The sequence below is a fragment of the Paenibacillus artemisiicola genome (genome assembly GCF_017652985.1).
GTDB classification, from domain to species: domain Bacteria; phylum Bacillota; class Bacilli; order Paenibacillales; family Paenibacillaceae; genus Paenibacillus_Z; species Paenibacillus_Z artemisiicola.
This window is the reverse complement of sequence record NZ_JAGGDJ010000029.1, coordinates 25,641-46,198: the sequence shown is the minus strand read 5'-3', so window position 1 is coordinate 46,198 and position 20,558 is coordinate 25,641. Positions and strand designations below refer to the sequence as shown.

Genomic DNA, 20,558 nt, shown 5'->3' with positions numbered 1-20,558 from the left:
ACGGCGGCCGCGGCAGACGCGGGCGCGCGAAGGAGAGGAACCCATGCTATTTACGGAATCGAAACTGGCGGCCCGGCTGCGCGAGATGAGCGAGACCCGCTACCGCGATGCCCGGCCTTTGGATAGGTTTGCCGCGATCGAAGACGAGGCGGGCGCGAACGGCGCCCGTCCGCCCGCGTCCGGCGCGGCGTTCGAGCTGCGAATCGGCGACACGTGGCAGGGACGCGACCGCTACGTCTGGCTCTCGCGCGAGATCGAGGTGCCGGCGGAATGGGCCGGCCGGACCGTGCTCGGCCGGTTCGACTTCGGCGAGACCGGCGGCGGCAACAACGACGGCTTCGAATCGCTGCTCTATTGGAACGGCGCGCCGTATCAAGGCGTCGACTCGAACCATCAGGAAGTGTTCCTGCCGGCGGACGCCGCGGGCCGAACGGGCCGCGCGGACATCCGGCTGTGGACGGGGCTCGAAGGCGGCGGCCGGCCGCGCGACATGAAGCATACCGTGAAGCGCGCGGAGCTGTGCTGGCTCGACGAGGCCGTCGACGATCTCTATTACACGGGACAAGCCGTGCTCGGCACGATCAAGGAGCTGGACGATTCGCATCCCGACCGGGCGGCGCTCGTGAAGGCGCTCGACCGCGCGCTGCTGCGCATCGACTGGTCCCGGCCGGGCTCGGACGCGTATTACGCCTCCGTGCACGAAGCCCGCGAGCTGCTGAACGGGGAGCTGGGCGCGCTCGAGAAGCGTTCCCCGGTGACGGTCACTTGCATCGGCCACACGCATATCGACGTCGCCTGGCTGTGGCGGCTGAAGCATACGCGCGAGAAGAGCGCCCGCTCGTTCTCGACGGTGCTGCGCCTCATGGAGCGGTTCCCGGACTACGTGTTCCTGCAAACGCAGCCGCAGCTGTACGCTTATCTCAAGCAGGATTACCCGGACATCTACGAGCAGATCCGCGAGCGGATCCGCGAAGGCCGCTGGGAAATCGGCGGCGGCATGTGGCTCGAGGCCGACTGCAACCTGACGTCGGGCGAGTCGCTCGTCCGGCAGTTCCTGTTCGGCACGCGGTTCATGCGCGAAGAATTCGGCGCGGAGAGCACGTACCTGTGGCTGCCGGACGTGTTCGGCTACAGCTGGGCGCTTCCGCAGATTCTGAAGAAATCCGGCTTCGACACGTTCATGACGACGAAGATCAGCTGGAACCAGTTCAACCGGATGCCGCACGACACGTTCAAGTGGCGGGGCATCGACGGCTCCGAGGTGCTGACGCATTTCATCACGACGCCGGACGACTGGGAAGAGGCGAACGCGTTCTTCTACACGTACAACGGCTTCGTCACGCCGGAGACCGTCAAAGGCATCTGGGACGGGTACCGCGACAAGGAAGTCAATCAGGAGCTCCTGTTGTCCTACGGCTACGGGGACGGCGGCGGCGGGGTGAACCGCGAGATGCTGGAGCTGCGGCGCCGGCTGGACGCGATGCCCGGCCTGCCGAACGTCAAGACGGGGCGCGCCGACGACTATTTCAAGCGGCTGCAGGCGTCGTTCGCGTCCACCGACCGCTACGTGCACACGTGGGACGGCGAGCTGTACCTGGAGTACCACCGCGGCACGTACACGAGCCAAGCGTACAACAAACGGATGAACCGCAAGCTGGAGCTGCTGTACCGCGAGACGGAATGGCTGAGCGCGTTCGCCGCCGCGCAGCGCCGCGATTGGAGCGGGTACGCGCAGCGCGAGCTGAACGAAGGCTGGACGATTATTCTGCGCAATCAGTTCCATGATATCATTCCCGGCTCGTCGATCGCCGAGGTGTACGCGGACAGCCGCGAGGAATACGCGGAGGCGCAGGCCATCGCGGACGAAGCGTGGCGGAACGCGGCGTCGGCCGTCGCGGGCGGCGAGGGCGGCCAGGCGGAAGCGGGCGCGCTGACCGTGATGAACGGCTCGCCGTGGGAGCGGCGCGACGCGATCGCGCTGGACGCGGCGGCCGCGCCGGCGGGGAGCGCGTGGAGCGACGCCGACGGACGGCCGCTGCGGGCGCAGCTCGCGGACGGGCGCTGGCTCGTGGAATCGCCGGCGGTGCCGCCGCTCGGCGTGACGGCGCTGCATCACGCGGCCGGCGAAGCTTGGGCGGACGCGTTCGCGCCGGCGGACGCGCCGTTCGTCCTGGACGGCCGCGCGCTGAGGACGCCGCACTACGAGCTGGCTTGGAACGAAGCCGGCCAGCTGACGCGGATTTACGATCTGGACTTCCGCCGGGACGTGCTCGCGGAGGGCGCGCGCGGCAACGTGCTGCAGGTGTTCGAGGACAAGCCGATGCATTTCGACGCGTGGGACGTCGACATCTACTACCAAGCGAAAATGCGCGAGATCGCGGACTTGGTCTCGGTCGAGCTCGTCGAAGCCGGCCCGCTCGCGGCGACCGTCGCGTTCGCGTGGCGGTACGCGGACTCGGCGGTGACGCAGAAGCTGACCGTCTACGCGGACAGCCGGCGGATCGACTTCCGCACGGAGATCGACTGGCGGGAGCGCCAGCAGCTGCTGAAGGTCGCCTTCCCGGTCGCGGTGCGCGCGACGGAGGCGACGTACGACATTCAGTTCGGCAACGTCAAGCGGCCGACGCATTGGAACACGAGCTGGGACTACGCGCGGTTCGAGACGGTCGGGCATCAGTGGGCCGACCTGTCCGAACGCGGCTACGGCGTCAGCCTGCTGAACGACTGCAAGTACGGCTACGACATCAAGGACAACGTCATGCGCTTGTCGCTGCTGAAGTCCGCGATCCATCCGGATCCGAACGCGGACCTCGGCGAGCATGTCTTCACGTACGCGCTGCTGCCGCATGAAGGCGATTGGTACGCGGGCGGCACCGTACGGGAAGCGTGGTCGCTGAACAATCCGCTGACCGCGGCTCCGGGCGCGCCGGCGCAGGGCACGCGGTCGCTGTTCGCGCTGTCCGCGCCGAACGTGATGGTCGACGCGGTCAAGAAGGCGGAGGACGGCGAGCGGATCGTGCTGCGCGTCCACGAGTACGCGGGCATCCGCACGCAGACGGAGCTGCGCAGCGATCTGCGCATCCGCTCGATGGCGGAATGCGACCTGATGGAGCGGCCGCTCGGCGGCGAAGAGACCGCCGGCGGCGCGCGGGAGCGCGCCGCGACCGGCTTCGAGCTGAAGCCGTACGAGATCAAGACGTTCCTGATCGAGCTGGAGCCGGGCCTGCCGGGCACGGCGGGCGCGGGAAATTCGACGAACGGAGGCGAACGCGCATGAGCACGATCCGCTTGACCATGGCCCAGGCGCTGGTGAAGTTTCTGGACAATCAATACCTGTCCGTGGACGGGGAGGAAATCAAATTCGTCCGCGGCGTGATGGGCATCTTCGGGCACGGCAACGTGACGGGCCTCGGCGAGGCGCTCGAACGGATGACCGGCGAGCTCGAATTCATCCAAGGCAAGAACGAGCAGGGCATGGTGCACGCCGCCGCGGCGTACGCCAAGCAGAAGAACCGGCGGCAGATTTACGCCTGCACGTCTTCGATCGGCCCCGGCGCGCTCAACATGGCGACGGCGGCCGCGACGGCGACGGTCAACCGCATTCCCGTGCTGCTGCTGCCGGGCGACAATTTCGCCGGCCGCCAGCCGGACCCCGTGCTGCAGCAGCTCGAAGTGCAGGGCGACTATACGGTCGCCGCGACCGACGCGTTCAAGCCGGTCAGCAAGTATTGGGACCGGATCGTCCGGCCGGAGCAGCTGATGGCGTCGCTGCTGCAGGCGATGCGCGTCCTGACCGATCCGGCGGAGACCGGCGCCGTGACCTTGGCGCTGCCGCAGGACGTGCAGGCCGAGGCGTACGATTACCCGGCCGCGTTCTTCGCCCGGCGGGTCCACTACGCCGACCGCCGCCCGGCCGCGCCGGACGCGGTGCGCCGCGCGGCCGAGGCGATCGCCGGCAAGCGCCGGCCCTTGATCGTCGCGGGCGGCGGCGTGCTCTACGCCGAAGCCGCGGATGACCTGCGGCGGTTCGCGGAAGCGTTCGGCATCCCGGTCGCGGAGACGCAAGCCGGCAAGAGCGCGATGCCGTGGAACCATCCGCTCGCCCTCGGCGGCGTCGGCACGACCGGCACGCTGGCGGCGAACCGGATCGCGGCCGAAGCGGACGTCGTCATCGGCGTCGGCACGCGCTTCTCGGACTTCACGACCGCGTCCAAGTCGGCGTTCCGCCGGCCGGACGTCGCGTTCGTCAATCTCAACGTCAGCGCGTTCGACGCCGGTAAGCTCGAAGGCGCCGTCGTGACCGCCGACGCGCGGACGGGCCTCGCCGCGCTGCGGGCCGAGCTGGCGGCGCGCGGCTACGACAGCGGCTACGCCGAGGGCGAGATCGCCGCGCTGAAGGCGGAGTGGGACCGCGAGGTCGACCGCCTCTACGCGCTCGAGCGCGAGGACGGCTTGACGCAGACGCGCGCGCTCGGCGTCATCAACGGCTTCGTCGGCCCGTCGGACGTCGTCGTCTGCGCGGCCGGCAGCCTGCCCGGCGACCTGCACCGCGTCTGGCGGACGACCGAGCCGAAGACGTACCACATGGAATACGGCTTCTCGTGCATGGGCTACGAGGTGAGCGGCGCGTTCGGCGCGGCGCTGGCCGAGCCGGAGCGGGACGTCTACGCCTTCGTCGGCGACGGCAGCTACCTCATGCTCCATTCGGAGCTCGTGACGGCGATCCAGGAAGGCGTCAAGCTGACGGTGCTGCTGCTCGACAACCACGGCTTCCAATGCATTCATAATCTGCAGCGCGGGCACGGCAGCGACGGCTTCGGCAACGAATTCCGCTTCCGCTCCAAAACGACGGGCCGCCTGAACGGCGCGTATATGCCGATCGATTTCGCGATGCATGCCCGCAGCCTGGGCGCGGCCGCGTATACGGCGCATACCGCGGAAGAGCTGGCCGATGCGCTGCGCCGCGCCAAGGAAGAGGAAGGCCCGGTGCTGGTCGAGATCAAGGTGCTGCCGGGCACGAACACGGACGGGTACGAATCGTGGTGGCACGTCGGCGTGCCGGAAGTGTCCGCGAGCGACAAGGTCGTCGCCGCGCACGGCCGGATGCAGACGGCGCTGACCGCCGCGCGTCCGTACTGAGCTCGTTTCCCGTTATCGAACCCACATCAAGGAGGGCTGCACGATGGATAACACCCTTGCGTTTCCCGCCGGCCGTCCGCGCGACTTCGTCGCGATCGGCCGGCTGTGCATCGACCTGAACGCCAACGAAATCAACCGTCCGATGGAAGAGACGATGACCTTTACCAAGTACGTCGGCGGTTCGCCCGCCAACATCTGCATCGGCATGGCCCGCCTCGGCCACCGCACGGCCTTCATCGGCAAGATCGCGGACGACCAGATGGGCCGGTTCATCCTGGGCTATCTGCGCGACAACGGCATCGACGCGGCCGGCGTGACGACGGACCGGACGGGCGCCGTGACGGGACTCGCGTTCACGGAGATCAAGAGCCCGGAAGACTGCAGCATCCTCATGTACCGCGACAACGCCGCCGATCTGCTGCTCGCCCCCGGCGAAGTGGACGAAGCGCTGATCGCGGAGAGCCGGGTGCTGCTCGTCTCGGGCACGGCGCTTGCCAAGAGCCCGTCGCGCGAAGCGGTGCTGCTCGCGATCCGCTATGCCCGCAAGCACGGCACGAAGGTCGTCTTCGACATCGATTACCGCCCGTACACGTGGACGTCGCCCGAAGAGACGGCGATCTACTACCACCTGGCGGCCGAGAAGAGCGATATCATCATCGGCACCCGCGAGGAGTTCGACATGCTCGAGCGCTTCGACGGCAACGCCGAACGCAGCGATGCCGTCACGGCGGCGCAGTGGTTCGGCTGCCGCGCCGAGCTCGTCATCATCAAGCACGGCAAGGATGGCTCCATCGCCTACGGCAAGGACGGCGGCTCGCACCGGGGCGCGATTTTCCCCGCCAAGGTCGTCAAGACGTTCGGCGCCGGCGATTCGTACGCGGCCGGCTTCCTGCACGGCCTGATGCAGGGCTGGAGCGTCGACCGCAGCATGGCCTACGGCAGCGCGGCGGCCTCCATCGTCATCTCGAGCCACAGCTGCTCCGACGCCATGCCGACCGCCGAGCAAGTCGATGCTTACATCCAGGCTTCCCAACACGCGTAATCCCGAAAGGAGATCATCCGTATGTCCCACGCGAACGCACCGGCTCTTCTGAACAACTTCATCGGCGGCGAGTGGACCGCCTCCGTCTCCGGCAGCTCCGAGCCGGTCTATAATCCGGCCACCGGCGAGATCATCGCCTATACGCCGCTCTCGTCCAAGGACGAGCTGGACGGCGCCGTGCGCGCCGCGCAGGCGGCCTTCGAAACGTGGAGCAAGACGCCGGTTCCGCGCCGCGCGCGCATCCTGTTCAAATACCAGCAGCTGCTCGTCGATCACTGGGAAGAGCTGGCCCGCATCGTCACGCTGGAGAACGGCAAGAGCTACACCGAAGCGCACGGCGAAGTGCTGCGCGGCATCGAATGCGTCGAGTTCGCCGCGGGCGCGCCGTCGCTCATGATGGGCCGCCAGCTGCCCGACATCGCGACGAACCTGGAATCCGGCATGTACCGCTACCCGGTCGGCGTCGTCGGCGGCATCACGCCGTTCAACTTCCCGATGATGGTGCCGTGCTGGATGTTCCCGCTCGCCATCGCCTGCGGCAATACGTTCGTGCTGAAGCCGTCCGAACGGACGCCGCTGCTCGCGAACCGGCTCGCGGAGCTGTTCCGCGACGCGGGCCTGCCAGGCGGCGTGCTGAACGTCGTCCACGGCGCGCACGACGTCGTGAACGGACTGCTGGAGCACCCGGACGTCAAGGCGATCTCGTTCGTCGGCTCCCAGCCGGTGGCCGAATACGTCTACAAGACGGCGTCGGCGCACGGCAAGCGCGTCCAAGCGCTCGCCGGCGCGAAGAACCATTCCATCGTCATGCCGGACGCGGATCTGGACGCGGCGGTGACGCAGATCATCGGCGCGGCCTTCGGGTCCGCGGGCGAGCGCTGCATGGCGTGCTCCGTCGTCGTCGCCGTCGGCGACGCGGCCGAGCCGCTCATCGCGAAGCTGGTCGAGGCGGCGGACAAGATCACGATCGGGAACGGCCTCGACGAGGGCGTCTTCCTCGGCCCGGTCATCCGCGGCCCTCACAAGGACCGGACGCTCGGGTACATCGAGTCGGGCGAGCGGGACGGCGCGGTGCTGCGCCGGGACGGCCGCGCGGACGCGGCGGCCGCGGGCGACGGGTACTTCGTCGGCCCGACGATCTTCGATCACGTGACGAGCGAGATGAAGATTTGGAAGGACGAGATTTTCGCGCCGGTGCTGTCCATCGTGCGCGTCGCGACCCTGGACGAGGCGATCGCGCTCGCGAACCGCTCGGACTTCGCGAACGGCGCGTGCCTGTTCACGCAGAACGGCAGCCACGTGCGCCGCTTCCGCGAGACGATCGACGCCGGCATGCTCGGCATCAACCTGGGCGTGCCCGCGCCGATGGCGTTCTTCCCGTTCTCGGGCTGGAAGAAGTCGTTCTACGGCGACCTGCACGCGAACGGACAAGACGGCGTGGAGTTCTACACGCGGAAAAAAATGGTGACGGCGCGCTGGTAGCCGCCGAGCCGGGACGCGAGGCGCCGCCGCGCGGCCTGCCGGCAGCGATGCCGCGGCCGCGGCCGGCGCTTGCGGCGGTCCCGGCCTCGCCTGAGAGGAGCGCATCATGAGCGAATTGATCGTCAGACCGAACCGGACGCCGGACGCGGACGGCAGCTTGCTGCGCATCACGCCGGAGACGGCGGGGTGGACGTACGTCGGCTTCGAGGTGTACCAACTGGAAGAAGGGGCGCGGCTGAATGTGCCGACGGGGGAGCGCGAGGCATGCCTCGTGCTGCTCGCGGGCCGTGCGGACGTCGCGACGGCGGAGCAGGCGTGGACGAATATCGGGGAACGGATGAACGTCTTCGAGAAAATCCCGCCGTACGCCGTCTACGTGCCGAGCGGCGACCGGTTCGAGGTCGCGGCAGTGACCGGGCTGCGGCTCGCCGTCTGCTGGGCGCCCGGCAAGGGCACGCATCCCGCCCGGCTCATCGGGCCGGAGCAGGTGGGCGTCGAAGTCCGCGGGCAGGGGAGCACGGAACGGCTCATCCATAACATTTTACCGGAAGGCGAGGCGGCGGACGGGCTGCTCGTCGTGGAAGTGTTCACGCCCGGCGGCCATTGGTCCAGCTACCCCCCGCACAAGCACGACCGGGATCACTTGCCCGAGGAATCGCTGCTCGAGGAGACGTACTACTACGAGGTGCAGCCGGAGCAGGGCTTCGCGGTGCAGCGGGTGTACACGGACGACCGCTCGCTGGACGAGACGCTGGCCGTGAAGCACGGCGAGGCCGTGCTCGTGCCGCGGGGCTATCACCCCGTGTCGGCACCGCCCGGCTACGACGCGTACTACTTGAACGTCATGGCCGGACCGGTGCGGACGTGGAAGTTCCATAACGATCCCGACCATGCGTGGCTCATGCCGAAGCCGGCCGGGAAGTAAGACCCGGACCGCGAGGCACGAAGGGAAGAGCACGAAAACAGAGCAGGGTGAGCACGGAAACAAGAGCAAGGGAAGCAGAAAACGCCAAGCAGAAAACGCCAAGCAGAGCACGGAGCATGCGCGTTCGCCCGAGCGAACCGCATACGCAAACGGCGACAGCCCCGGACCGCATCATCGCGTCCGGGGCTGTCGCCGTTTAACGGCCTAAATCGTTAATATCGCGAATGCTTCGCTTCGCCGCGCTAGTCGATCGGAAACGCGTCCGTGGAGCACGCCACGACTTTGCTCGGCACGCGCTCGAACAGCGGGCTCACCGATTCCTTCCGGTGAATGCGGCGGATGGCTTCGCCGAATAACGGCGCCACGGAGATGCACTGGATTTTGGCGGAATGGACGAGATGCGGATTCTCCACGGAATCCGTCACGATCAGCCGCTCGATCGCGCTCGCTTCGATCTTGCGGACGGCCGCCTCGTTCAATACCGCATGGGACAAGCAGGCCATGATGCGCTTGGCTCCCCGCTCGACCAAGCATTTCGACAGTTCCACGATCGAGCCGCCCGTCAGCGAGAAGTCGTCGACGATGACCGCCGTCTTGCCTTGGACGTCGCCGATAATGTCCATGATCTCGGCCCGTTCCCGGTGGTCCTTGCGGGTCTTGTCCCCGATCGCCATCGTGGTGCCGAGGTAATTCGCGTACTTGCGCGCTTGCTTCGCGAACCCGGCGTCCGGCGAGACGACGACGAACTCGTCCAGCCGCATCCGCATGATGACCTCGCACAGCACGGGCAAGGCGAAGAGATGGTCCACGGGCTTCTTGAAAAAGCCTTGAATCTGATGGCTGTGCAGATCCATCGCCACGATGCGGTCCGCCCCGGCCAGCTCGATGGATTCCGCGCAGACGCGCGCGCGGATGGATACGCGGGGTTCGTCCTTCTTGTCGCCCTTGGCGTAGCTGAAATACGGCATGATCACCGTCACGGAGTGGGCGCTCGCCCGCTTGAACGCATCGACCCAAAACAGAATCTCGACGAATTCGTTGTTCGGATTCAAGCCGATCGATTGGACGAGATAGACGTCCTTGTCGCGGACCGTCTCGCCGATCCGCACGAACGTGTTGCCTTCGGAGAAGGTGATCGTCTCGGACCGGCCGAGCTCGACTTCCAGGTAATCGCAGATTTTCCGCGCGAAGGCGATCCCGGAGCTCCCCGCAAAAATTTTGATCCCGGCGTTTTCCATGTCGCACCGTCCTTTTCGATGGTTGCTTGACTCCGATTGCAAGTCGCGTCCCGTCCCGTCCTCTTCCCGTTACTCGTTTTGTCCGAAAGTGAACCATCCGTCCGTGCGGCTGCGGTCGCCTGCTGCGTTTCTTCTCTCCTTTAATCTACCACAAATTCCCTCCCGCCGCATGCCGCCGGATTGGACGCCGGTTCGCCAAGCGCAACTAATTAGGTTCGCGGGCGTTCCTATACGTGCGGCATTTTAGCGGGTTTAACGTTCGTAATCTTAACGATTCAAAGCAGGGCGAAGGGAGCCAGCGACCATGAAAGAGGCTATAGTCGAACAAGCCGCGCGAATTGCCGGCGATTTCCTCCGGGAACCCATAACGACTGCCTATCCGATCACGGGCAAAGGCAGCATGAATCAGGTGTGCGCAGTCGAAACGGAGAACCGCAAGGTTGTCGTCCGCATGAACGACGAAGCTGCCTATCCGGGCTTTGTCAAAGAGAAATGGTGCATCGGGCAAGCAGCAGCGGTCGGCGTTCCGGGACCCGAGGTGTTGTCCGTCGGTATGGCCGATGGCACCGCTTATATGATTCAAGCCTTTATCGAGGGAGACAACGGGGCAGAAAGTACCGTACCCCGGTCCGTAATTTGGAGAAAATTGGGCGAATATGCCAGACGCATTCATTCGATTCCGGTGAAAGGCTATGGGGAGAATCTGGCCGATCCGGTACATGGCGAGTTTCGGTCCCCGCCTCACGCGGGATCGGACGGCAGTTGGCTAGGGTATGTGCAGCATAATATCCATAGTCTGACCGAAGACGACCGCTTGATTGAGCTCGGGGTCATTACTCTGGCGGAATCGCGGCGCATAAAAGAACGGTTTGAAGCTCTAAAGCGGGAACCGTTCCGCTTCGGCTTGAACCATGGCGATCTCTCTTTGAAGAATACGATGGTCAATCCGGCCGGCCAAGTCATACTGCTGGATTGGAACGCGAAAGTCAGCGCGGTACCGCACGCAACGATCGCTCAATTGATGCATTATCGGATGCTGGCGCTGGAGGAAAGCGCGACGGCCGAGGAATTCGAAGCCTTTCTAGCCGGATACGGCTTCGGCGGAGAAAACCTTGCCGGCATCAGGCGTTATTTGCTGTTAAGGGCTTTCGACAACCTCAGATGGGCGATCAATCGCAGGTCCGATCTGGTTCAACCCTATGCCGCGTTCGCGAAACAAGCAGTCGGCATTGCGATGGATTAGCGGATTGCGGGATGCGCTGAAAAGAGGTCAACCGGCTTCCCGGTTGACCTCTTTCACGTTACGAACGATCACGTCCGCCCCGCGTTTTCCCCCAGCTTATACTCGTTCGGCGACACGCCGGCCTCCTGCTTGAACACCTTCGCGAAGTACGAGTAGTTGGCGTAGCCGACCTTCTTCGCCACGTCGAACACCGACAGGCCGGTCGAACGGAGCAGCTGCTTCGCGGCCGCGATGCGCGCTTCGATGATGTACGCGCCGAGCGAGACGCCGGTCTCCTTCTTGAACAGGCGGGCCAGGTAGTCCGGGTGGAGGAAGACGACGTCGGCGAGGCTGTTGCGGGTCAGGTCCTCGCCGTAATGCGCGCGGATGTACTGCTTGATCTCGTCCGCGACGGACGTCGGCTGCTCCGCGAACCGGCGGTAATCCATGGCGGTCCCGACCAGGGCGCGCAGGTAGGCTTCCATGTCCTCGACGGAGTGCAGCGACTGGGCTAGCAGCCGCTCGTTCGCCCGGCCGGCGTACAGCTGATGCGCCTGGATGCCCTTCGACTTGAGGAAGGCGTAGACGAGCTGCATCATGTCGAGCCGGAACAGATTGAGCACGGGCGTCGTGAAGCCGGGCTGCCGCGCTTGTTCGTCCAAGTACCGCGACGTCTCCGCCAGGAATTCGGCGGGCTTGCCCTGATCCAGCCGCGCCTCCAGCCGCGCCAGGTCCGGCGGGAGGTAGCAGTCCTCGGCCGGCCCGCGGCCCGCGTCCGCGAAGAAGACCCGGTTGCGGCGCTTCACGAGCTCGTCGTTGGCCTGCAGCAGCTCCCGCAGGATCGCGCTCGCGCCGCCCAGCCGGCCGGCGCGGCCGACGAGGCAGCACGCGTCGCTCTTGAGCGCGCGCCTCGCCTGCTCGACGAACGCCGCGCACGGCGCCTCGAGCGCCCCGGCGTCGGGCGGACGGTGCCACTTCAAGACGGCGATCCATTGATGCGTCTTGTATTCCAGCGCCGTCTCGACGGCGAACGCCGGATGCCGGAACAGCTCGTGGAGGACGTTCTGCAGGGCGAAGTCGAACAGGTGCTTCTCCTCCCGGCCCATGGTGCCGTCCTCCGGGAAGAGGCGCAGCAGCACGGGCTGCACGGAATCGTCCAGCGCGTAGCCGAGATGCTGCTCTTCGACGGCGTCCGCGATCTCGGCGGGCCGGAGCGGGGAGGAGGCGCTGCCGCTGACGAGCTTCCGCCAGAAGTGCTCCAGCATCTTCGCCTGGTTCCGCTGCCAGTAGCGGCCTTCCTCGATCGCAAGCGCGTCGCGCTGCTGCTCCTTCGCCCGCTCGACGGCCTTGCGGAGGATGAGCATCAGCTTGTCGAACTGGATCGGCTTCAGGAAGTACTCGAAGCTGCGTAGTTCGATCGCCTTCTGCGCGTAGTTGAAATCCGCGTAGTTGGTCAGGAAGATCGCCTGCACGTCGTACCGTTCCTCGCGGATCCAGGCCAGCAGCTCGAGGCCGCTGCCCTGCGGCATCTCGATGTCGGAGACGAGGATGTGAATGTCATGGCGCATCAAGACGTCGCGCGCCTGGGCGACGTTATGGGCGGTATGGACCGTCCCGATGCCCAGCAACGCCCAGTCGATCTTCGTCTCCAGCGCGGTCACGACGAAATAATCGTCGTCCACGAGCAGCACGTTCATCTCGTCACGCTCCTTTTCCGGATGAATTCCCCGTTCCCGATGCTCCATTCGCCGTTTCCGTCGTTCCGGTCATTGTCCTCGCCGCTCCCGTCCCTCTCGCCGTTCCCGTTATCGCCGCATCCGGCGGCTCCGGCGGCTCCGGCAGCTCCAGCACGACGAGGGCGCCGCCGCCGTCCGCGCCGCCGAAGCGGACGGACGCCCCGTCGCCGTACAGCTGGGACAGCCGCTGCACGGTGTTCATGATGCCGATCCGCGTCCCGCCCGATCGGTCCAGCGGCTCCCCGCGCCGCAGCTTCGCCAGGACGTCCGGCGCGAAGCCGGGGCCGGTGTCCGCGATGCGGATCACCGTTACGCCGCCGCCCTCCGTCTCCTCGCGCAAGCGGCGCTCGACCTCGATCGCGATCGACGTCTCGTGCTCGCGGGACACCGCGTATTTGACGGCGTTCTCGACGAACGTCTGCAGCACGAGCGGCGGAATCTGCGCGTCCCGCGCGTCTTCGGCTTGGGAGATCCGGTAGACGAAGGAGTCGCGGTAACGGCTGCGCTGAATCTCGAGATAGATCCGCACATGCTCGAGCTCGTCCGCGAGCCGCACGAAATCCCGGCCTTCCCGGAAGATGTACCGGAAATACGCCGACGTCGACAGCGCCATCTGCTGAATCTCCTCGTCCATGCCCATCTGCGCCATGCTGTGGATCGTCGTGAGGCAGTTCAGGAAGAAATGCGGCTTGATTTGCAGCTTCATGTAATCCAGCTGGATGCGCTGCTTCTCGAGCTCGCGCTCGTAGATGTCGATCTTGTATTCCTTGATCTGCTTCACGAGGATCCGGAACTGCCGGTTCGCCTTCTCGAGCTCCGCCATCTTGCTGCTCTGCACGTCGATCGGTTCGCCGTCGCCGGTCCAGAAGGCGAGGTTGTAGGAGAAGCTCTTGATCGGCTGGAGCACCTTGTGCTTGAAGTAGAGCAGGATGAAGCACAGGCTCGCGGCGATGATGACGGCCAGCAGCACGATGAGCAGCTGGGCGATCATGATTTTCTCGAACGCTCCGAACTGGATGACGAGCTGCACGTAGAAGGACGCGTTCGTGAAGGCGCCGTTCACCGTCGTCTTCGGCTGGACCAGGTCGAGCAGGGCGGCGCGCGCGGGACTCGGGTCCAGCAGCTTGCCCTTGTTCGAGATCGGGCTCGTGACGCGGCTGCCGTCCTCGCTGATCAGCGACGCGTAGCCGTTCTCGCCGAGGTTCGTCTCGCGCAGCGGGCGGATCAGGTCGTCCGCCGAGATCAGGCAGATCAGGTAGCTGTCATGGTACGGGACGATGTTGAGAATGAAGGATTTGCCGGCTAGCTGGACGGTCGACCACCACGAATACAGCTTCTCGTAGTACACCTTGTCTTTGATATAGAGGCCGACCTGCTTCTGCAGCGCCTGATATTCCTTGTACGTCATGCCCATGGGGGCGCAGTTCTGCAAGTAATCCTTCTTGTCGAAGTAGAGGAAGAAATTGTACTGCTCGCCGTAGCCCTTCTGCACCTCGACGAAGCGCCGGTACAGCGTCTTGTTCGCCTTCAGGAACTCGGGTTCGTCCGGGGCGTGCGCGTTCATCACCTTGACGTTCTCGTCGTTGGCGAGCGTCCAGCCCATGAAGTGGTTGATGTAGGCGAAGTCGGCGTTGATCCGGTTGATGTACAGGTAGGACGTGTCCCGCAAATCCCGGGCCGACTGCTGCTTGACGATCGCGATCGACGCGAAGCTGATGATGAAATCCAGGATCAGCGCGGAGAACGAGATGATCAGGATGATTCGGACGTAGTGCTGGATCGGATGCAGCTTGCGCTCCGTATGACGTGCCATCTGCCCCGCAAGTCCCCTCTCTGCCGGCGCCGGCCGCCGAAATCGCTTTCGCTGTCTGATTATTATAATGCCGGCCCGCGAAAAAACAAGCCGGGAACGGGTCCCAAACCGCCGAATGTCCGGAAAGTGACGCCAAAAAGTCCGGTTTCCGCCGTCCCCCGGCCGCCCAGAGGCCCGGATCGGTCCGGATCGCCTTGCGCCGCCCCCGAAAAGTCCGAATAACGCGCGAAGGAGGTCCGCCTGCCGCCGGGCGGGCTCTCGTATACTGAGAGCACACCGAACGGCGCACGCGCTCGTTCATCGGGCAAAAGGGGGCTTCGAGCATTGATCAACACGCAATCGAGCGGCAATCCGCGGCGGACGTTCGCGCGGATCGGCCGGAACTGGGGGCTATACCTGCTGCTGCTGCCGGCCGCCGTGCTGCTGCTGTGCTTCACGTATAAGCCGATGTACGGCGTCATCATCGCCTTCAAGGATTTCAATCCCGTGTCCGGCATCATGGGCAGCCCGTGGGCGGGGTTCAAGTATTTCGAGAAATATTTCCATTCCTATCAATTCCCGATCACGATCAAAAACACGCTCGTCATCAGCCTGTACAGCTTCGCGACGTTCCCGATCCCGATCTTGTTCGCGCTCGGCGTCAATCAGCTGCGGGCGGGCCGGTTCAAGCGGCTCTTCCAGACGGTCACGTACATGCCGCACTTCATCTCGACCGTCGTCGTCGTCGGCCTGATGCTCATCCTGCTCTCGCCGGGCAGCGGGCTGATCGGCAGCATCTACCGGCTGTTCGGGGCCGAGGCGCCGAACCTGATGGGCTCCGGGGGACTGTTCAGCAGCGTCTACGTCTGGTCCGACGTCTGGCAGCACACGGGCTGGGACAGCATCATCTACATCGCGGCGCTGTCGTCGGTCGATCCGAGCCTGTACGAGGCGGCGACGGTCGACGGCGCGAGCCGGTGGCACAAGATCCGCTACATCGACATCCCGATGCTGATCCCGACGGCGGTGACGCTGCTCATCCTGCGGGTCGGCGGCCTGCTCGGCGTCGGCTTCGAGAAGGCGTACCTCATGCAGAACAACCTGAACATTTCCGGCAGCGAGGTCATCTCGACCTACGTGTACAAGATCGGGCTCATCAGCTCCCAGTACAGCTTCTCGGCGGCGATCAACCTGTTCAATACGGCCATCAATTTCGCGCTGCTGATTCTGGTCAACTGGGTGTCCAGAAAATATTCCGAGCACAGTCTCTGGTAAACGGGAGGGAGGAGAGGACATCATGGAAGCGGCAACGAAACCGACCGTGCTTCCGCCCAAACCGGCGCGTTCCGGCGATCGGCTGCTGGAGACGCTGCTGTACATTTGGGCCGCCGTCGTGCTATTGATTGTGGTATATCCGCTGTACTTCATCGTCATCGCCTCGTTCAGCGACCCGTCCGCGGTCGGGAACGGGAAGGTGTGGCTGCTGCCGAGCGGCTTCACGCTCGACGGCTATAAGGAGCTGCTCAAGCACGCCAATATTTGGGTCGGCTACCGCAACACGATCCTCTATACGGTCGTCGGCACCGCGATCGGCCTGACCGTCAACGTGTCGGCCGGCTACGCGCTCTCGCGGCGGGATCTCGCGGGGCGCAAAGCGATTTCGCTGTTCTTCATCTTCACGATGTTTTTCAACGGCGGGCTCATTCCGACGTTTCTGACGATCCGGGACTTCCACCTGTACGATACGTTCCTCGTCATGGTGCTGCCGTTCTCGGTCGCCGTGTTCGACATCATCGTGGCGCGGACGTTCTTCCGCACGAGCATCCCGGCGGAATTGTGGGAAGCGGCGCAGCTCGACGGCTGCGGCAACCTGCGGTTCTACGTCCTGATCGTGCTGCCGCTATCGAAGGCGGTCGTCTCCGTGCTCGCGCTCTGGTTCGCGGTGGGGCAGTGGAACGCGTACTTCAACGCGCTGATTTATTTGCAGAACAAGAACCTGTTCCCGCTGCAGCTGATTCTTCGGGACATCCTGATCACGAACCAGATGCAGACCGCCCTCGGCACCGGGGAAGCGGCGCAAATCGCGCTGCGCCTGGCCAATCTGCTCCGTTACTCCGTCATCATCGTCTCCACGCTGCCGATCATGTGCTTCTACCCGTTCGTGCAGAAGTATTTCAACAAGGGGGTGATGATCGGCGCGGTGAAGGAGTAGCGGCGCCGCCCTTGGGCAACGGCTGTAAAGCAGGGCAAGAAAGACGAACGCCATTCATCGATTCATTCATAGGGGGAGTTTACGCATGGCAAACGCATCGAAACGATCCGCATTCCGCATGCTGTCCGGCCTGACCCTGGCCGCCGTGCTCGGCACGGCCGTGCTCGCGGGCTGCAGCGGCGACAACGACGGCAAGAATACGAACGCGCCGGCGGCGAACGGCGGCACGAACGCGAAGACCGGCGACGGCAACTTTCATCAGGAAGGGATGCCGATCGTCGACGAGCCGGTCACGCTCAACGTGCTGACGATCCGCTGGGGCAACATGGGCGACACGTTCACGAAGAACGCCTGGCTGCAGGACCTGGAGAAGCGCACGAACGTCAAGATCAATTGGCAGGTCGTCTCCTCGAACGACTGGGGCGATCAGAAATCCGTCATGCTGGCGAGCGGCAAGCTGCCGGACGTCATCATCGGCGACCTCGCGTTCGGGGATTCGGACATCGTGAACAACCTCGGGATTTTCCGTCCCCTCGACGAGTACATCGAGAAGGATATGCCGAACCTGAAGGCCGCCATGCAGGAGTCGCCGGAGCTGAAGAAGCTCAGCACGTTCCCGGACGGCAAGATCTACTCGCTGCCCGCGCGGCTGCCGTCGCGTCCGGTGTCGTCCGTGCAGCCGGTCATTAACAAAGATTGGCTCGACAAGCTCGGACTGAAGGCGCCGACGACGATCGACGAGCTGTACAACGTGCTGAAGGCGTTCAAGGAGCAGGATCCGAACGGCAACGGCAAGGCGGACGAAATTCCGTACAGCGACTCGGGAGACCTCGACATGAACGTTCTCGCGCCGTTCGGCATCACGGACCTGCGGGGCAACCATATGCTCGTCAAGGACGGCAAGACGGAGTATTTCCCGACGTCGGACGCGTACAAGGCGGGCTTGGAATGGGCGCATAAGCTGTATGCCGAGGGCCTGATCGACAAAGAAACGTTCACGCAGGACAGCACGATGCTGACGGCGAAGCGCCAAAATCCCGACGCCGCGCTGGTCGGCTTCTCGTACCAGTGGACGCCGGACGCCGTATTCGGGCAGTGGAGCAAGCAGTACGAGACGATCGCGCCGATCGCCGGCCCGGACGGCAACAAGTACCAGCTCGGCGAGCCGAACGGCATGAGCTTCCGCCGCAACGAGATGCTGATCACGACCACCGCCAAATATCCGGACGTCGCCGCCCGCTGGGCCGACGAATTCTACACCGGCGAAGCGAGCATCCAGAATTTCTGGGGCGCGATCGGCACGACCATCGCCAAGAACGACGACGGCACGTACACGCTCATGGATCCGCCGGACGGCACGAGCGCGGACGCTTGGTATTGGGACGGCTCCCTGCGGGATTTCGGCCCGAAATACGCCAGCCCGTCGTTCGAGAAAAACATCAAGCTCGATCCGTCGAGCGGCGACGGCCTGAAGCTGCAGCTCGACAACCTGGGCAAGGAATACGTGACGGAGCCGTTCCCGGACGTCATGTACACGGCCGAGGAGTACGCGGACTTGCCGACGCTGACGACCGACATCGACAGCTACATCGCCAGCACGCGGGCGAAGTGGATCACGAAGGGCGGCATCGCGGAAGAGTGGGACGGCTACGTCAAGAAGCTGAACGACATGGGGCTCGAGAAGCTCGTCAAGATTTATAACGACGCCTATGCGCGCTATCAGGACGTGAAGTAAGCCGGCAATCGGAACGGCCGCCGGTTCGTCCGCGGCCCCGCGCGGCCTCGCGGTTCGCCGCGGGGCCGCGTTCCGGCTATGGACCGGGCTTCGGCCGCGGGCCCGGGGGCGGACGGCGAGACGGCAGGGACGGAACGGCGACGGCAGGGGAGACGGGGAGGAGAACGAGCATGAGCAGGACAACGGCATTGCGGGTCACCGTGTGGAACGAGAACCGCCACGAGCGGCAGAACCCGCGGGTGCGCGAGATTTACCCGGAGGGGATTCATTCGGCGATCGCGGGGTTCTTGACGGAAGCGGGCATGGCGGCGCGCACGGCGACGCTCGACGAGCCCGAGCACGGGCTGACGGACGACGTGCTGAACGGAACGGACGTACTGATCTGGTGGGGGCATCTGGCGCACGGAGAGGTGCGCGACGACATCGTGGCGAAGGTGCAGCGCCGCGTGCTGGACGGCATGGGGCTCATCGTGCTTCATTCGGGGCATGACTCGAAAATATTCCGGGCGCTCATGGGCACGAGCTGCGCCTTGAAGTGGCGCGAAGCGAACGAGAAGGAGCGCCTCTGGGTCGTCGCGCCGGGCCATCCGATCGCCGCGGGCATCGGGGAATCTATCGAGCTGGAGCGGGAGGAAATGTACGGCGAGCACTTCGACATCCCGGCGCCGGACGAGCTCGTGTTCGCGAGCTGGTTCGAGGGCGGGGAAGTATTCCGCAGCGGCTGCGCGTACGAGCGGGGCAGCGGCAAGGTGTTTTATTTCCGGCCGGGGCACGAGACGTACCCGACGTATTGGCACCCGGACGTGCAGCGCGTCATCGCGAACGCGGCCAACTGGGCGCGGCCGGTCGATCGGGAACGGCCGGTCTACGGCAACGCGCGGCCGCTCGAGGCGATCGGCGCGAAGACGGGCAAGGGAGGGGAAGCCGAATGAACGGGCATCGCATCGGCTTGATCGGACTCGGCGGCATGGTACAGTCGCATATCCGGTGGCTGGCCGCCGAAGGCCGCTTCCGCGTGGTCGCGGCGAGCGACGTGAACGAATCGGCGCTGGCGGCCGTCGGCGACCAGCTCGGCCTGCCGGCGGAGAAGCGGTACGCGGACTTCGCGCGGCTGATCGCCGACCCGGACGTCGACGCGGTCGTCTCCGTGACGCCGAACCACATCCATGCCGCCATCATGCAGGCCTGCCTCGAAGCGGGCAAGCCGTTTCTGGGCGAGAAGCCGTTCACCCGCGTCTTCGAGGAGGCGGCGCCGCTGCTCGCGCAGTACGAGCGGCAGCCGGTCGCGGGCATGATCGGCTTCAGCTACCGGTACACGCCGGCGTTCCGCTACGCGCGGGAGCTGCTGCGGGACGGGAGGCTCGGCGAGGTGCGCAGCTTCTCGATCCAGTACTTGCAGGGCTGGGGAGCGGCGCCGAACAACACGCCGTACATCTGGCGGTTCAACAAGGACATTACCGGCACCGGCACGCTCGGCGATCTGGGCTCGCATATGATCGACCTGGCGCGCTTCCTGTTCGGCGAGTTCGCCGAGCTGTCGGCGCAGCTGCGGACGTTCATCCCCGAGCGTCCGGATCCCGCGACCGGCGGCATGGTGCGCATCGAGGTCGACGACTTCGTCAGCTTCCAGGCGCGCATGGCGGGCGGGGCCGTCGGCGTCTTCCAATCGTCGCGCAACGCGATCGGTTCGGGCAATCAGCACGAGGTGTCCGTCTACGGCGACGCCGGCACGCTGCACGCGACGACGCTCGATCCCGACCGGCTGATCTGGATCCGCGAAGAAGCGCCGGGCCAGCTCGCGCGGGCGGTCCTCGACGTGCCGGAGCGCTGCAAGACGACGCAGTACGGCGACTTCCTCGCCATGCTGGACGGCGTCCCGACGGACGGCCTGCCGGACTTCATGGACGGCTACCGCAACCAGGAGGTGCTGGACGCGGTCATCCGTTCGGACGCGGAGAAGCGCGCGGTGAGGGTAGGCGCGAGCGATTAAAGGCATGAAATAGCAGAATGCGCAAGCCATTCCGACGGTCGTCGG

Annotated in this window: 14 protein-coding genes; 11 read left to right on the top strand and 3 right to left on the bottom strand. The window is 65.2% G+C overall.

Annotated features, from left to right (window positions below):
* Positions 1-43 precede the first annotated feature (43 nt).
* The 5 genes from I8J29_RS23655 to iolB all read left to right on the top strand — a co-directional run bounded on the left by I8J29_RS23655 (position 44) and on the right by iolB (position 8,588).
* Positions 44-3,277: an alpha-mannosidase gene (locus tag I8J29_RS23655; protein ID WP_208849922.1), complete on the top strand. Its 3,234-nt coding sequence runs from the start codon at positions 44-46 to the stop codon at positions 3,275-3,277.
* Entirely contained in the window at positions 3,274-5,139 is a 1,866-nt protein-coding gene (gene iolD, locus I8J29_RS23650) for a 3D-(3,5/4)-trihydroxycyclohexane-1,2-dione acylhydrolase (decyclizing) (RefSeq protein WP_208849921.1), read from the top strand. The genes I8J29_RS23655 and iolD overlap by 4 nt, the downstream gene beginning before the upstream one ends.
* Before the next feature lie 43 nt (positions 5,140-5,182).
* Positions 5,183-6,181: a 5-dehydro-2-deoxygluconokinase gene (iolC, locus tag I8J29_RS23645; RefSeq protein WP_208849920.1), complete on the top strand. Its 999-nt coding sequence runs from the start codon at positions 5,183-5,185 to the stop codon at positions 6,179-6,181.
* A gap of 21 nt (positions 6,182-6,202) precedes the next feature.
* The gene (locus tag I8J29_RS23640; protein ID WP_208849919.1) at positions 6,203-7,663 is read left to right on the top strand and encodes a CoA-acylating methylmalonate-semialdehyde dehydrogenase; all 1,461 of its coding nucleotides are present in this window, start codon (positions 6,203-6,205) and stop codon (positions 7,661-7,663) included.
* Positions 7,664-7,769: 106 nt separating this feature from the next.
* Positions 7,770-8,588 carry a 5-deoxy-glucuronate isomerase gene (gene iolB / locus I8J29_RS23635; RefSeq protein WP_208849918.1) on the top strand — a complete coding sequence of 273 codons (819 nt, stop codon included), beginning with the start codon at positions 7,770-7,772 and terminating at the stop codon, positions 8,586-8,588.
* A gap of 242 nt (positions 8,589-8,830) precedes the next feature.
* Here iolB and I8J29_RS23630 read toward each other — a convergent pair whose 3' ends face one another.
* Entirely contained in the window at positions 8,831-9,826 is a 996-nt protein-coding gene (locus tag I8J29_RS23630; protein WP_208849917.1) for a ribose-phosphate diphosphokinase, read from the bottom strand.
* Between the two features lie 304 nt (positions 9,827-10,130).
* Here I8J29_RS23630 and I8J29_RS23625 point away from each other — a divergent pair, with 304 nt between their 5' ends.
* Complete coding sequence (locus I8J29_RS23625) at positions 10,131-11,069, top strand: phosphotransferase family protein (protein ID WP_208849916.1); 939 nt, start codon at positions 10,131-10,133, stop codon at positions 11,067-11,069.
* 68 nt (positions 11,070-11,137) lie between these two features.
* Here I8J29_RS23625 and I8J29_RS23620 read toward each other — a convergent pair whose 3' ends face one another.
* Positions 11,138-12,745 carry a response regulator gene (locus I8J29_RS23620; RefSeq protein WP_208849915.1) on the bottom strand — a complete coding sequence of 536 codons (1,608 nt, stop codon included), beginning with the start codon at positions 12,743-12,745 and terminating at the stop codon, positions 11,138-11,140.
* 4 nt (positions 12,746-12,749) lie between these two features.
* Positions 12,750-14,597, bottom strand: a complete 1,848-nt coding sequence (locus tag I8J29_RS23615; protein WP_208849914.1) for a sensor histidine kinase — start codon at positions 14,595-14,597, stop codon at positions 12,750-12,752.
* A gap of 324 nt (positions 14,598-14,921) precedes the next feature.
* Between I8J29_RS23615 and I8J29_RS23610 the strand changes: the two genes are divergently transcribed.
* The 5 genes from I8J29_RS23610 (at position 14,922) to I8J29_RS23590 (ending at position 20,513) form a co-directional block, all read left to right on the top strand.
* Positions 14,922-15,851: an ABC transporter permease gene (locus I8J29_RS23610; RefSeq protein WP_208849913.1), complete on the top strand. Its 930-nt coding sequence runs from the start codon at positions 14,922-14,924 to the stop codon at positions 15,849-15,851.
* Positions 15,852-15,873: 22 nt separating this feature from the next.
* Positions 15,874-16,788, top strand: coding sequence for a carbohydrate ABC transporter permease (locus I8J29_RS23605; protein ID WP_208849912.1), 915 nt, complete (start codon positions 15,874-15,876; stop codon positions 16,786-16,788).
* A gap of 85 nt (positions 16,789-16,873) precedes the next feature.
* Complete coding sequence (locus I8J29_RS23600; protein ID WP_208849911.1) at positions 16,874-18,523, top strand: extracellular solute-binding protein; 1,650 nt, start codon at positions 16,874-16,876, stop codon at positions 18,521-18,523.
* A 170-nt stretch (positions 18,524-18,693) separates the two neighbouring features.
* Positions 18,694-19,455, top strand: a complete 762-nt coding sequence (locus I8J29_RS23595) for a ThuA domain-containing protein (RefSeq protein WP_208849910.1) — start codon at positions 18,694-18,696, stop codon at positions 19,453-19,455.
* Positions 19,452-20,513, top strand: coding sequence for a Gfo/Idh/MocA family protein (locus I8J29_RS23590; RefSeq protein WP_208849909.1), 1,062 nt, complete (start codon positions 19,452-19,454; stop codon positions 20,511-20,513). The genes I8J29_RS23595 and I8J29_RS23590 overlap by 4 nt, the downstream gene beginning before the upstream one ends.
* The last annotated feature ends 45 nt before the right edge of the window (positions 20,514-20,558 follow it).